We start from the raw sequence: 12066 nt of genomic DNA, 5'->3' as shown, positions 1-12066 counted from the left end.
GACATGATACATACGCTTATTGTTCCAGGTGTAGGTGGTAGCGAATACAATCACTGGCAAACATGCTTACAACATCAGCTCAGTCGATGCTCTCGTGTGCAACAAAAAGATTGGAATCATCCCGTTTTGCAGGAATGGATCACTGAATTTGTCAAAGCCCTGCAAGATATTCAAGATGATGTACAGGTTGTAGCGCATAGCTTTGGCTGTTTAACCTCGGTCGCGGCACTGGCACAACATCCAGAATTGACTGCTAAAGTTAAAAAGCTGATTCTGGTCGCACCGGCCAATCCGGCACGTTTTGGGGAAAATGGTTTTGCACCTAACAGCCAGACCGATTACAGCCATTATTTTCAGCAAGTGCAGATTCAGGTTCCGGCCACGTTATTAATCAGTGAAAATGATCCCTGGTTAAGCTATGCAGACGCCCAGTTTCTGGCCAAAGCGTGGAAACTCAAGCCGATTAATCTCGGACAGGTGGGGCATGTCAATGTCGCCTCAGGATTTGGCCCTTTTCCTGAACTTGCCCAGTATTTGATTTCAGAAAAGACTATGCAACATATCAGCAATACTGATGACAGCAAGTATTATTTCAAATTTGCATTTTAGTCGTTGCAAATTATGCTTGTGTCCAATTTCTTTTTTTAATTTTCGCTGGTTAGTTTTAACCAGCTTTCTCTCTTTTGAGGAGTCATCATGTCGCAGCGATCCCGAGTGCTGCCAGGATTTGGTCTTTCTCTAGGCTTTACCCTAGCGTATTTATCATTAATCGTTTTAATCCCGCTGTCTGCTGTTTTTATTAAATCACTGGGCATTGGCTGGGAAGGCTTGTGGGAAATCCTGAGCTCTGAACGTATTCAAAAATCCCTACAACTCAGTTTCAGTGCAGCCATTATTGCTGCGCTGGTGAATGTGGTGTTTGGCCTGTTATTGGCCTGGTGTCTGGTACGTTATAGCTTCCCGGGCAAACGTATTGTCGATGCCTTGGTCGATTTGCCTTTTGCGCTGCCAACAGCGGTGGCCGGTATTGCCTTGACCTCTTTATATGCGCCGACTGGCTGGATTGGTCAGTATCTTGAACCGATTGGTATTCAGGTTGCTTATACCCCGATTGGTATTAAGCTGGCTCTCATCTTTATTGGCCTGCCTTTTGTGGTTCGTACCGTACAGCCGGTACTCAGTGATCTGGAAACTGAACTGGAAGAAGCTGCATCTGCACTCGGGGCAAATCGCTTGCAAATTGTGACCAAGGTAATTTTCCCGATTTTACTTCCTGCGCTTATCACTGGCTTTGCGTTAGCTTTCGCTCGCGGTGTTGGTGAATATGGTTCGGTGATCTTCATTGCCGGGAATCAGCCTTTTGAAACAGAAATTGCCCCACTGATGATTATTTCCCGTTTAGAAGAATATGATTATGCCGGTGCAACCACAATTGCGGTGGTGATGTTGCTGATTTCATTTGTCCTGCTGTTCCTGATTAACTTACTGCAAGCTTGGGCCAGCCGCCGTACCGGGAGAACTGCACGATGAGTTTGAATACCAACAGCAATGCACTGGCTGAAAAACTGCAATCCCGTGATGCAACCCGTGAGCCAACCTGGGTACGTTATATCCTGATCACTATTGCACTGATTTTTTTCTTGAGCTGCCTGATCCTGCCTTTGATTCTGGTTTTTGTGGAAGCCTTTAAACAGGGAATTGGTGTCTATACACAGGCATTGGTGCATCCGGATACTTTATCTGCGGTCAAACTTACACTTTTGACTGCTGCAATCGCCGTACCGCTGAACGTGGTATTTGGTGTAGCTGCAGCATGGTCAGTGGCGAAGTTTAACTTTCGGGGTAAATCCTTCCTGACCACCTTGATTGATATGCCATTTTCGGTCTCTCCCGTGATTGCCGGTTTAATGCTGGTACTGATTTTCGGTACGCAAGGCTGGATGGGGTCCTGGCTAATGGACAATGACATCAAGATCCTTTATGCAGTGCCTGCCATTGTCCTGGCGACCATCTTTATTACTGTACCTTTCGTGGCTCGTGAGTTAATTCCATTAATGGAAGCACAAGGCACGGAAGAAGAAGAAGCTGCGATTGTGCTCGGTGCATCTGGCTGGCAAACTTTCTGGAAAGTGACCCTGCCAAATATCAAATGGGGTCTGATTTACGGCGTGATTCTGTGTAATGCACGGGCCATGGGTGAGTTTGGTGCAGTATCGGTTGTATCCGGTCATATCCGCGGTGAAACCAATACTTTACCGCTACACGTCGAAATTCTTTATAACGAATATACCTTTAGTGCTGCGTTTGCCGTGTCTTCGCTTCTGGCTCTCCTCGCAATTGTCACCCTGATTTTAAAAACATGGGTGGAACTGCGCCAGGAAAAACAGGACAAGCGTAATCAAGATTCTACAGTTTCTTAAGGAATGCCAACATGAGTATTCAAGTACAAAATATTGAAAAACACTTTGGTGCATTCCATGCACTTAAAAATATCTCGCTGGATTTTCCAGATGGTCAACTGGTGGCCCTGCTCGGCCCATCAGGTTGCGGCAAAACCACGCTGCTACGGATTATTGCAGGTCTAGAATCTGCAGATGGCGGTCAGGTCATTCTGGAAGGTCAGGATGCGACCAATGTTCATGTACGTGAACGTGAAGTCGGCTTCGTGTTTCAACATTATGCCCTGTTTCGTCATATGACGGTATTTGACAATATTGCTTTTGGTCTGCGTGTTCGCCCACGTAAAACCCGTCCATCTGAAGCGGAAATTAAAAAACGTGTTACGCGTTTACTTGATTTGGTTCAGCTGGGTTTTCTGGCTGACCGTTACCCTGCTCAGCTTTCAGGTGGCCAGCGTCAGCGTATTGCATTGGCACGTGCCTTAGCCGTTGAACCGCGTGTGCTGTTGCTAGATGAACCTTTCGGTGCACTGGATGCCAAAGTCCGTAAGGAATTACGTCGCTGGTTACGTACCTTGCATGATGAGTTGCACATCACCTCGATCTTTGTGACCCACGATCAGGAAGAAGCACTGGAAGTGGCCGATCAGATTGTGGTGATGAACAAAGGTAATGTCGAACAGATCGGTTCGCCACGTGAGGTCTATGAAACGCCGGCAACCCCATTTGTGTTTGATTTCTTGGGTCAAGCCAATCGTTTTGAAGGCCAGAACAACGGCGGCATTATTCAACTCGGTCAAGATCGCATTCACTTTGATGGCGCAAAAAATGCTGCTCAAGGTGAAGTGATTTTATTCGCACGTCCTGATGAGCTGCGCATTCATGCACAGCCACAAGACAATGCCATTCAGGCCACCTTCATTCGTGAATTATGGATTGCGGGTAAAGTCGTTGCAGAACTGAATGACCGTCAGGGTAACTTGATTGAAATCTTACTGACACCTGATGAAGCAAGAGCACACCAATTCCGCCCCAATCAAACCGTGTGGTTAAGTGCGGTGAACTTGCATTTATTTGAAAATCAGGTCGCTTAAGACCAAAAGATGGGGCTTCGAAATGCCCCATCCTCTTCTAAGGTAAAGAGAATTATGAATTTCCAACAATTAAGAATTATACGAGAAACGGTTAGACAGAACTTTAATTTAACTGAAGCCTCAGCTGCACTTTATACTTCGCAGTCTGGAGTAAGTAAGCATATTAAAGATCTGGAAGATGAGCTTGGCGTGCAGCTGTTTATCCGTAAGGGTAAGCGTCTACTGGGTTTAACCGAGCCGGGACAGGCTCTTTTAGGAATTGTAGAACGCATGCTGGTCGATGCCGATAATATTAAGCGACTGGCTGATGATTTTAATAAAGTTGATGAAGGCACATTGACCATTGCCACCACGCATACCCAGGCGCGCTATGTGCTACCGCCGATTGTCAGCCAATTTAAAAAAGAATTTCCTAAAGTGCATTTGATTCTGCAACAGGCCAGCCCGGTAGAAATCACGGAAATGCTGCTGCAAGGTCAAGCCGATATCGGTATTGCAACCGAAGCACTGACGACTGAAGACAATCTGGCCAGCGTACCTTATTATAACTGGCAACATAGTATTATTACGCCGCAAAATCATCCACTTGCAATTAAAGATCAGATCCGGATCGAAGATCTGGCCCATTACCCGATTATTACCTATCATGGTGGTTTTACCGGTCGCTCCAAGATTGATACTGCCTTTGAAGAAGCCGGCTTTGATGTCGATATCGTGATGTCCGCACTCGATGCCGATGTCATCAAAACCTATGTGGAAATGAATATGGGCGTCGGCATTGTCAACGATGTCGCTTATGACCCGGAGCGTGATTACCGTTTAAAGCAGATTAAAACGGATATTTTTGGCATGAATACCACCTGGATTGCGGTACGTAAAGGACATTTACTACGTGGTTATGGCTATGAGTTTATTTCCCTGTGCTCGCCGGATGCCGATATTAAAGCGCTTAAAAAAGTCGCCTATCCAGACGAATAAAAATATATAAGTTTTCAATCAAAGAGGCCAGCGAGCCTCTTTATTATTTTCAAGTGGATAATCTGTATAAATATCAAGCATAATCACATTAATAATAAATTGAATTATACCAATATGATCGACAGCAAATTTGCTCTTTTCTGTATGGGCTGCGCTTTTTCTGGGTCAGGTTATAGCGCTGCTTTTGAACAGTCCAATCAAAGCATCCAATCGTTTTTTGAAAAAAATCATTATGCTGAAGTTTCACTGGCCTGGGTTCGCCCTGATATCAGCGGTCAGGTACAACATACCGAAGAGCTGCAACAGTTAGGCATCACCGATTTTTCTACAGGAAATCTTGCCCATAGCCAATTTATTTCAAATGTCGCATTAAAATTCCAGTTGCATCCTCAAGTGTCGTGGGGACTGATTTACGATCAGCCTTATTCTCTAGATATCGCTTATCATTATGATCCTGTTTTTGCAGGTGCAGCACTTCCGATTGAGGCGGCTACCATTCGGTTTGAGAGCCATAATTTGACCTCATTAATTGGCTTTCAACCAGATAATCACTGGAATTTTTATACTGGCTTAAATTATCAGAGCTTGGAAGGAAATTTATATTTAGCTGGACAGACATTTTATGTATTCAATGGTTATCGGGCCACATTTGAACGAGATCCCGCTTGGGGCTGGCTTGCAGGAATTAGTTATCAGATTCCAGAATATTTTTTTAGAACCGCACTGACCTATCGTTCTGCAATCACTCATCACAATAAAACCACTGAATCGATTGTTGTAGGTACGACTCCAGCACCTTATACAGAAATTCAAACTCCTCAGTCAGTAAATCTGGATTTTCAGACAGCTTTAACTGATCAAAATGCGCTCTATGGCACACTGCGTTGGTTAAACTGGCAAAATTTTGTCATTCAGCCGCCTAAATTCGGTGCAGTGATTGACTATGCGGCCTTAGAATTTCCAGAATTAAAATCATTCAGGATGATTGATTATCGGGAGGATCAATGGTCTGCCAAAATTGGTCTGGCACATCAATGGCCCTCCTTTGGCATAAATTCTATCGAACTTTTATGGGATTCCGGTACAGGAAATCCGGCTTCGACATTAAATCCGAGTGATGGATATTGGGGTATTGGACTAGGTCATCTTTACAAGATTCAAGATACTTGGGATATTGCCACAGGATTCTATTATTTAAAATTTCAAAAACCTGAGGTCTCAACATCTGAGTCACTTATGCCTCAGATTGCAGGCTTATCCGCTGTTTCTGATAATAGTGCTTGGATCATGGGCTTAAAACTGGGTTATCACTTTTAAAACTTTCATTACAACGCATAAAAAAAACGAGCCGAAGCTCGTTTTTTATAAATAGACTGACTATTAGAAGCGGAAGCTTACACCCAGTTTCGCAACTGGCAACCATTCGTATTCATTATCATTACGAATATTGTCTTCTTCAAGTCCAACTTGCTGTGCAAAGTCAGCAGTAACTCCTTCAGTATTAGCAGTAGCTGAGCCACTTGGAGTCAAATTAACTGTTGGATTACCATTATAGTAGGCACCAATTTCACCAAACACGCCCCAACGGTTAGTAATCGCTGGAGAGAAACCAATCCCTACATACGGTGCAAGATTGTTTTTATATGATAAGTCACCATTAATACGCGCCTCTCCATTAGCACGGAATTCAACACCATTTACAGAGAAGGTTTCACCATCACGAACACGGCGATCGATTTCATAATCATTGTCAACATATCCCACACCAGCAGCTACATAGAACCAGTTCGCCCAAGGACGAATCTCAGCATTTAAATAGGTCAGGTTATTGTCCATATCTAGATCATATTTCGAGCCATTAATTGACAAGTCATCAGACCAGGAAATGTCACCACCATTATAACCTAAAGTCACGCCGACATATGGGTTCACATTCCATGAAAGTGCACCACCGTAACCGGTAGTACCGACTTCAGCACGAACAGCTGCGGGTTTAAAGAAAGAAAAAGATGCCACACCTTCATCTGTTACGATTGTTTCATCAGCAGCCATAGCAGAGCCAGCTGCTGCAGCCAAAATGGAAACTGCTAAAATTTTATGTAAAGACTTCATTATTTCTCTCCTCAAAAGAACTTATTTTGATCATTAGTTATTCGTGATGGGTTCAATATAAAGGACTTAAAAAATATTTTTTATTCATGTTTTGCTGATCTTTTGTTATTTTTTGATACAAATTAGTTTTTCTTGTTGATAACCTGGCTTTTTCTAACACTTCTACTACATTTTAAAATAATGAAAAATAACACTTATCACGTTCATTATTTCAAACTTCCCACACTTTTGGCTATTTTTCATCTATTTTCAGTCTGCTCAACTATTTTTAATGCAATATAGTGTAAAATCTAGAAAATTTTTTCTGGAAGGAAGATCATGTCGCAGCTTTCAACAATCATTGAAAAAGCGTTTGAAGATCGTGCGAATTTCACAGCTGCAGATTGCCCTGCTGAAATCCGTCAAGCAGTTGAGGACGTAATTGCTGGTCTAGACAATGGTACTTTACGTGTTGCTGAAAAAATCGATGGTGAATGGATTGTTCATCAATGGATTAAGAAAGCGGTATTGTTATCATTTAAATTAAACGACAACAAACCAATGCAAGCTTGTGATCTTCGTTTCTATGACAAAGTAGATACTAAATTCTCAGACTGGACTGAAGAACAATTCAAAGCGGCTGGCGTACGTGTAGTTCCTCCTGCGGTGGCGCGTAAAGGTTCGTTCCAGGCCAAAGGCGTGATCTTGATGCCTTCTTATGTCAACATCGGTGCCTATGTAGATGAAGGTACGATGGTGGACACATGGGCAACTGTGGGTTCATGTGCACAGATTGGTAAAAATGTTCACTTGTCTGGTGGTGTTGGTATTGGTGGTGTACTTGAACCACTTCAAGCCAACCCAACCATTATCGAAGACAACTGCTTTATCGGTGCACGTTCTGAAATCGTTGAAGGCGTGATCGTTGAAGAAGGTTCTGTAATTTCAATGGGCGTATTCATTGGTCAATCGACCAAGATTTATGATCGTGCCACTGGTGAAATTCACTATGGTCGCGTACCAGCAGGTTCAGTCGTTGTTGCAGGTAGTCTGCCTTCTAAATGTGGTACTTACAGCCTTTATGCTGCAATTATCGTGAAAAAAGTAGATGCGCAAACTCGTTCTAAAACCAGCCTGAACGATCTATTACGCGAAGACTAATATGTCTTAACTTAGAGGGCACATTGGTGTTCCTCGGAGCTTCAAGCGCTCCCCGTCTCTACGATCAGTCATGATCGTAGGGATTTTTATTTTTATACCCGGTTATTTATTTCTCAGTGGTTAGTTTTGTTATGAATACGCTTCGTTCTTCCGCAATTCCAGTTTCTGATCCGTCTGCGGGTTTACGCATTACGGAGATCTTCTATTCATTACAAGGTGAAGCCAATGCTGCGGGCTTGCCAACGGTTTTTATCCGCTTAACCGGCTGCCCGTTACGTTGTAGCTACTGTGATACCACCTATTCCTTTGAAGGTGGTGAGCGTCAATCTCTGGATGAAATTATTCAGACCACGCTCGATTTTAAAACACCCTTTGTCTGTGTGACCGGTGGTGAACCACTGGCTCAACCGAATGCCTTGCCTTTAATGCAGCGCCTTGCCGATTTAGGTTGTGAGGTTTCTTTAGAGACCAGTGGCGCTTTAGATGTTGCTAAAGTAGATCCGCGCGTTTCCAAAGTTCTAGATTTAAAAACCCCAACTTCAGGTGAAGTTGCACGAAATTTGTTATCCAATCTGGATCATTTAACGCCACATGATCAAATCAAGTTTGTGATCTGCAACCGTGAAGACTATGAATGGTCAAAGCAGCAGCTTGAACAGTATCAGCTCCAAGAGAAAGTCAGTACAGTCTGGTTCTCGCCTGCATTTGCGGTTGAAAAAGGCGCGGTTCGTTTACCGCAACTGGCGCGTGATTTGGCTCAGTGGATTTTAGAAGACCATCTCCCTGTTCGTTTCCAGTTACAGCTGCACAAGTTGTTATGGAATGATGAAACTGGTCGTTAATTTTTTGTAAAGTTACTTTTTTGGAGAATCAGCTTATGCGCCCTCGTGCCATTGTTCTGTTATCTGGCGGATTAGACTCAACTACATGTCTGGCTTGGGCACAGGCACGCTACGAATGTATCGCGATCAGTTTTAAGTATGGTCAGCGTTCAACCACAGAGCTGGATGCAGCCAAAGCACTGACTCAAGCTGCCGGTGTGGAACATCGTGTGATTAATATTGATCTGGGCAATCTGGGTGGCTCAGCCCTTACCGATCATAGCATTGAGGTGCCTGATCATGAACAAGCCGGTATCCCGATTACCTATGTTCCGGCACGTAATACCATCTTCCTGTCTTATGCTTTAGCCGCTGCGGAAGTATTTAAAGCCGAAGCAATTGTGATCGGAATTAATGCGGTTGATTACTCGGGCTATCCGGATTGCCGACCGGAATTTATTGACGCATTTGCCAACATGGCACGCCTTGCGACCAAGGTTGGCGTAGAGGGTCAGGCGCTCAAATTTGAAACACCTTTGTTACATTTATCCAAAGCAAATATTATTCGCTTAGGTATTGAACATGGCGTAGACTACAGTCAAACGGTGTCATGCTATCAAGCAGATGACCAAGGACGTGCCTGTGGCAAATGTGACAGTTGCCGTTTACGTAAACAGGGTTTTGCGGACGCAGGTGTTGAAGACCCGACACGTTATATACCGTAATAACAAGGTAGAGTTTATGAAGAATTTAAAATCAAGCATCGTGCTTTCAGCAATTGTTTCAGCTGCTGCTATGTTCGCAACAACGGCTCAGGCAGCTGATGACAAATTACAACAAGCTTATAAAAGCACCAATGTAAAATCTGCATTGATCAATGTTTGTAAAGATGAAACTGGCAAAGGTAAAAAACTGACCGCTGCTGAAGTCAGTAAATATTGTACTTGCGCTGTTGAAGCAGATGGTAAACTAACCAATGCACAAAAATGGGAAATCCAAAGCACCATTAATCAGAAGAAAAGTCCTGGAACTTTAGCTTTTGTACAGAAGCAGAATAAAGACCTGCAAGCATGTTTTGGTCCACAGTTAACAGGCAAACTGAAAACTTTGACTGAAGAAGCAATGAAATCAGCTCAAGCTGCGCCGAAGAAATAATATCTCATTATTCTTTGATGAAATAAGCCACTATAATGTGGCTTATTTTTTTGAAAAATTTAAATAAAACAGGAGTTAATATGACTGCCATCAGTTTGCTTGACCAGAGTTTCCCTGCAACGACAGCTGAAATCAATTTAACCCAGCTGGATACAGAATGGCTGGTGATTTATTTTTATCCTAAAGATTCTACTCCGGGTTGTACCACTCAAGCCGTCGGATTTTCTTGTTTAAAAGATCAGTTTGATGCTTTAAATACCACCATTATTGGCGTATCTCGTGATTCGGTCAAAGCCCATCAAAACTTTACTGAAAAGCAGAATCTGAGTATTAATCTGATCAGTGATAAAGAAGAAATCCTGTGTAATCACTTTGATGTGATTAAAGAAAAAAACATGTATGGCAAACAAGTCATGGGGATCGAGCGTTCGACTTTTATTTTCCATAACGGCGAACTGGTCAAAGAATATCGTAAAGTCAAAGCCGCAGGTCATGCCGAACAAGTCCTGGAAGATTTAAAAGCTCTGCAAAGTGCTTAATTGACTATTTCCTGCAAGGATAAAAGCTCGAAAAAATCGGGCTTTTTTTGTGATTACTTTGATGTAATACAAGCATTTTATATGTCTTCTATGCTTCAATTTTTAAAGCTAAGCAATAGACATGCAGCAGTCTATTAATCTGAAAAAAGACTGTATTCAAACACCCTTAATTAACTTCACAATGACCCGAGAGATGCAGATTCACTTTCTCCCCTACGCCTGCGATCCCCTTTCTCATGCCGAAATCACTGCGGTTAATCACTGCAAATGCCTGGACTTCGAGCAAGTTGTCATTAGACAGACTCGACTTAAAGGTTGTTTCAAAAATCACCGGTTTGGTCACACCACGCAAAGTCAAATTGCCTAAAACATTGTATTTACCATTGCCCAGGTCTTTAAACTGGATACTTTTAAAACTTACCGTTTTGTATTTTTCAACATAAAAAAGGTCTTCACCCAAAATCATATGTTTCAATAACGGTTTATTAAAACTCAAACTCTCGACATCCATGACCAGATGCGTTGAAGCATTTTGCGGTGCTTTGGCATCAAACTGCATGCTGGATTGCACCTGATTAAACTTGGCTTTGACCACAGTCAGTCCCATTGACTTGATCTCAAAGCCGACATCACTTTTAGGAGTGAGCGTCCATGATTTTGCAAAAGTCTGACTGCTGAAAAATAAACAGATTGCCAGGCCAATCAGTCCAGTTTTTACTGTTGTTTTCAATTTTAAATCCACCTTGTTTAATTTCTTATTGATCGGATTTAGATACACGCTTCAAGCTGAAATTAAATTTTCTTTTCAGTTTTAGAATTTTTGTTTTCGTTATTTTTATACCAGTTAACTGAAGTTTTTGTAAAACCCTTAGTGACTAATGGAAAAAATAATCGTTAGTATTTATTTTTAAGAAATGGCTTAATCGAAGTATACTCATCGAATGGAGACTGTTAATAGTTTGATTTTAAAATTCATCTCCTAAATATGATCATATATTCCAACAAAATCTGAAGTAAAATTTGCTTACACAGCGAGCACTGCAAACTCCATTTTCTATTGTGATTCTCTTTGAAAAATGTTTAAACAGAATGTTTAGACAAATATCAATTACAGACCTTACTCGCATTCTCTTGTTCAAAATATAAAAATCCTCAATTGAGGATTTTTATATTACCAGTTGAATTAAATGCTTAGAATTAATGACCCTGCGACGATCCACATGGTACAAGCAATGAGAGCATCCAGAACCTTCCAGGCATGGCGATGCTGAAACCAGGGTGTCAATATCTTTGCCCCATAGCCCAAGCTAAAAAAGAAAAACCAGGATGCACACACAGCACCAAGCGCAAACCACCATTTTCCTAGGCTATATTGCGTTGAAATTGAACCAATCAGGATGACGGTTTCTAAATAAACATGCGGGTTTAACCAAGTAAATGCCAGACAGATCATCAACACTTGTAAAAAATGTGCTGTAACTTGATCACTTGGAGCCAAAACTTCTGTTGATTTAAATGCACTGATTGCATGTTGCAGACCATAATAAAACAGGAATCCTGCGCCAATATATTTAGAAAACATAACCGCATTTGGATAATGTTCAATGATGTGAGCAAAACCAAAAACACCTAATAATATCAAAATAGTATCAGACAAGGCACACGTCAAACAGACCAAGAAGATATGCTGCTGTTTTAAACCCTGTTTTAGTACAAAGGCATTCTGCGCCCCGATACTGACAATCAGGCTCATACCTACAGCAAAGCCACTGACCATATAACTGAACATCACATTCCCCTTTTTTGAATACATGAATTATTCAACAAA

Annotated in this window: 14 protein-coding genes; 11 read left to right on the top strand and 3 right to left on the bottom strand. The window is 42.2% G+C overall.

The features are described from left to right. Positions 1 to 3: 3 nt before the first annotated feature. The 6 genes from FTV29_RS07345 (at position 4) to FTV29_RS07320 (ending at position 5788) form a co-directional block, all read left to right on the top strand. Complete coding sequence (locus FTV29_RS07345) at positions 4 to 609, top strand: alpha/beta hydrolase (RefSeq protein WP_100534828.1); 606 nt, start codon at positions 4 to 6, stop codon at positions 607 to 609. 87 nt (positions 610 to 696) lie between these two features. Further along, positions 697 to 1530: a sulfate ABC transporter permease subunit CysT gene (gene cysT / locus FTV29_RS07340; RefSeq protein ID WP_180075280.1), complete on the top strand. Its 834-nt coding sequence runs from the start codon at positions 697 to 699 to the stop codon at positions 1528 to 1530. After that, positions 1527 to 2420, top strand: a complete 894-nt coding sequence (gene cysW / locus FTV29_RS07335; RefSeq protein WP_100329042.1) for a sulfate ABC transporter permease subunit CysW — start codon at positions 1527 to 1529, stop codon at positions 2418 to 2420. The genes cysT and cysW overlap by 4 nt, the downstream gene beginning before the upstream one ends. A gap of 11 nt (positions 2421 to 2431) precedes the next feature. After that, positions 2432 to 3493, top strand: coding sequence for a sulfate/molybdate ABC transporter ATP-binding protein (locus FTV29_RS07330; RefSeq protein WP_005097572.1), 1062 nt, complete (start codon positions 2432 to 2434; stop codon positions 3491 to 3493). Positions 3494 to 3547: 54 nt separating this feature from the next. Next, positions 3548 to 4471 (top strand): CysB family HTH-type transcriptional regulator, encoded by a 924-nt coding sequence (locus FTV29_RS07325; RefSeq protein ID WP_074383339.1) that lies wholly within the window; start codon positions 3548 to 3550, stop codon positions 4469 to 4471. A gap of 114 nt (positions 4472 to 4585) precedes the next feature. Beyond that, positions 4586 to 5788 (top strand): OmpP1/FadL family transporter, encoded by a 1203-nt coding sequence (locus tag FTV29_RS07320; protein WP_218946053.1) that lies wholly within the window; start codon positions 4586 to 4588, stop codon positions 5786 to 5788. Between the two features lie 63 nt (positions 5789 to 5851). On the opposite strand, the gene carO is transcribed toward FTV29_RS07320, so the two are convergent. After that, positions 5852 to 6583: an ornithine uptake porin CarO gene (carO, locus tag FTV29_RS07315; protein WP_180075279.1), complete on the bottom strand. Its 732-nt coding sequence runs from the start codon at positions 6581 to 6583 to the stop codon at positions 5852 to 5854. Positions 6584 to 6901: 318 nt separating this feature from the next. Here carO and dapD point away from each other — a divergent pair, with 318 nt between their 5' ends. The 5 genes from dapD to FTV29_RS07290 all read left to right on the top strand — a co-directional run bounded on the left by dapD (position 6902) and on the right by FTV29_RS07290 (position 10238). Then, positions 6902 to 7723, top strand: coding sequence for a 2,3,4,5-tetrahydropyridine-2,6-dicarboxylate N-succinyltransferase (dapD, locus tag FTV29_RS07310; RefSeq protein ID WP_005097576.1), 822 nt, complete (start codon positions 6902 to 6904; stop codon positions 7721 to 7723). A gap of 131 nt (positions 7724 to 7854) precedes the next feature. Next, positions 7855 to 8565: a 7-carboxy-7-deazaguanine synthase QueE gene (gene queE, locus FTV29_RS07305; protein ID WP_005170091.1), complete on the top strand. Its 711-nt coding sequence runs from the start codon at positions 7855 to 7857 to the stop codon at positions 8563 to 8565. Between the two features lie 35 nt (positions 8566 to 8600). Continuing rightward, positions 8601 to 9269 (top strand): 7-cyano-7-deazaguanine synthase QueC, encoded by a 669-nt coding sequence (queC, locus tag FTV29_RS07300; RefSeq protein ID WP_005170088.1) that lies wholly within the window; start codon positions 8601 to 8603, stop codon positions 9267 to 9269. Between the two features lie 16 nt (positions 9270 to 9285). Then, positions 9286 to 9699: a hypothetical protein gene (locus FTV29_RS07295; RefSeq protein WP_005170085.1), complete on the top strand. Its 414-nt coding sequence runs from the start codon at positions 9286 to 9288 to the stop codon at positions 9697 to 9699. 80 nt (positions 9700 to 9779) lie between these two features. Next, on the top strand, positions 9780 to 10238 hold the full coding sequence (locus FTV29_RS07290) for a peroxiredoxin (protein ID WP_005170083.1): 459 nt from the start codon (positions 9780 to 9782) through the stop codon (positions 10236 to 10238). A 166-nt stretch (positions 10239 to 10404) separates the two neighbouring features. On the opposite strand, the gene FTV29_RS07285 is transcribed toward FTV29_RS07290, so the two are convergent. Both FTV29_RS07285 and FTV29_RS07280 read right to left on the bottom strand, forming a co-directional pair. Further along, a complete protein-coding gene (locus FTV29_RS07285) occupies positions 10405 to 10968 on the bottom strand; it encodes a YceI family protein (protein WP_180075278.1) in 564 nt (187 codons plus the stop codon). Between the two features lie 453 nt (positions 10969 to 11421). Further along, positions 11422 to 12027, bottom strand: coding sequence for a LysE/ArgO family amino acid transporter (locus FTV29_RS07280; protein ID WP_159138204.1), 606 nt, complete (start codon positions 12025 to 12027; stop codon positions 11422 to 11424). Positions 12028 to 12066 lie beyond the last annotated feature (39 nt).

Origin of the sequence: Acinetobacter sp. YH12254, assembly GCF_013417415.1 — a bacterium.
Taxonomy (GTDB): Bacteria; Pseudomonadota; Gammaproteobacteria; order Pseudomonadales; family Moraxellaceae; genus Acinetobacter; species Acinetobacter pseudolwoffii.
This window is presented reverse-complemented; position numbering and strand designations above follow the sequence as displayed.

Bases quoted from the DNA above. Each gene is read 5' to 3' on its own strand.
- FTV29_RS07325 (WP_074383339.1), top strand. From the start codon at position 3,548: ATGAATTTCCAACAATTAAGAATTATACGAGAAACGGTTAGACAGAAC.
- queC (WP_005170088.1), top strand. From the start codon at position 8,601: ATGCGCCCTCGTGCCATTGTTCTGTTATCTGGCGGATTAGACTCAACT.
- carO (WP_180075279.1), bottom strand. From the start codon at position 6,583: ATGAAGTCTTTACATAAAATTTTAGCAGTTTCCATTTTGGCTGCAGCA.
- FTV29_RS07345 (WP_100534828.1), top strand. From the start codon at position 4: ATGATACATACGCTTATTGTTCCAGGTGTAGGTGGTAGCGAATACAAT.
- FTV29_RS07320 (WP_218946053.1), top strand. From the start codon at position 4,586: ATGATCGACAGCAAATTTGCTCTTTTCTGTATGGGCTGCGCTTTTTCT.
- queE (WP_005170091.1), top strand. From the start codon at position 7,855: ATGAATACGCTTCGTTCTTCCGCAATTCCAGTTTCTGATCCGTCTGCG.
- FTV29_RS07280 (WP_159138204.1), bottom strand. From the start codon at position 12,027: ATGTTCAGTTATATGGTCAGTGGCTTTGCTGTAGGTATGAGCCTGATT.
- cysW (WP_100329042.1), top strand. From the start codon at position 1,527: ATGAGTTTGAATACCAACAGCAATGCACTGGCTGAAAAACTGCAATCC.
- FTV29_RS07330 (WP_005097572.1), top strand. From the start codon at position 2,432: ATGAGTATTCAAGTACAAAATATTGAAAAACACTTTGGTGCATTCCAT.
- FTV29_RS07295 (WP_005170085.1), top strand. From the start codon at position 9,286: ATGAAGAATTTAAAATCAAGCATCGTGCTTTCAGCAATTGTTTCAGCT.
- cysT (WP_180075280.1), top strand. From the start codon at position 697: ATGTCGCAGCGATCCCGAGTGCTGCCAGGATTTGGTCTTTCTCTAGGC.
- FTV29_RS07290 (WP_005170083.1), top strand. From the start codon at position 9,780: ATGACTGCCATCAGTTTGCTTGACCAGAGTTTCCCTGCAACGACAGCT.
- dapD (WP_005097576.1), top strand. From the start codon at position 6,902: ATGTCGCAGCTTTCAACAATCATTGAAAAAGCGTTTGAAGATCGTGCG.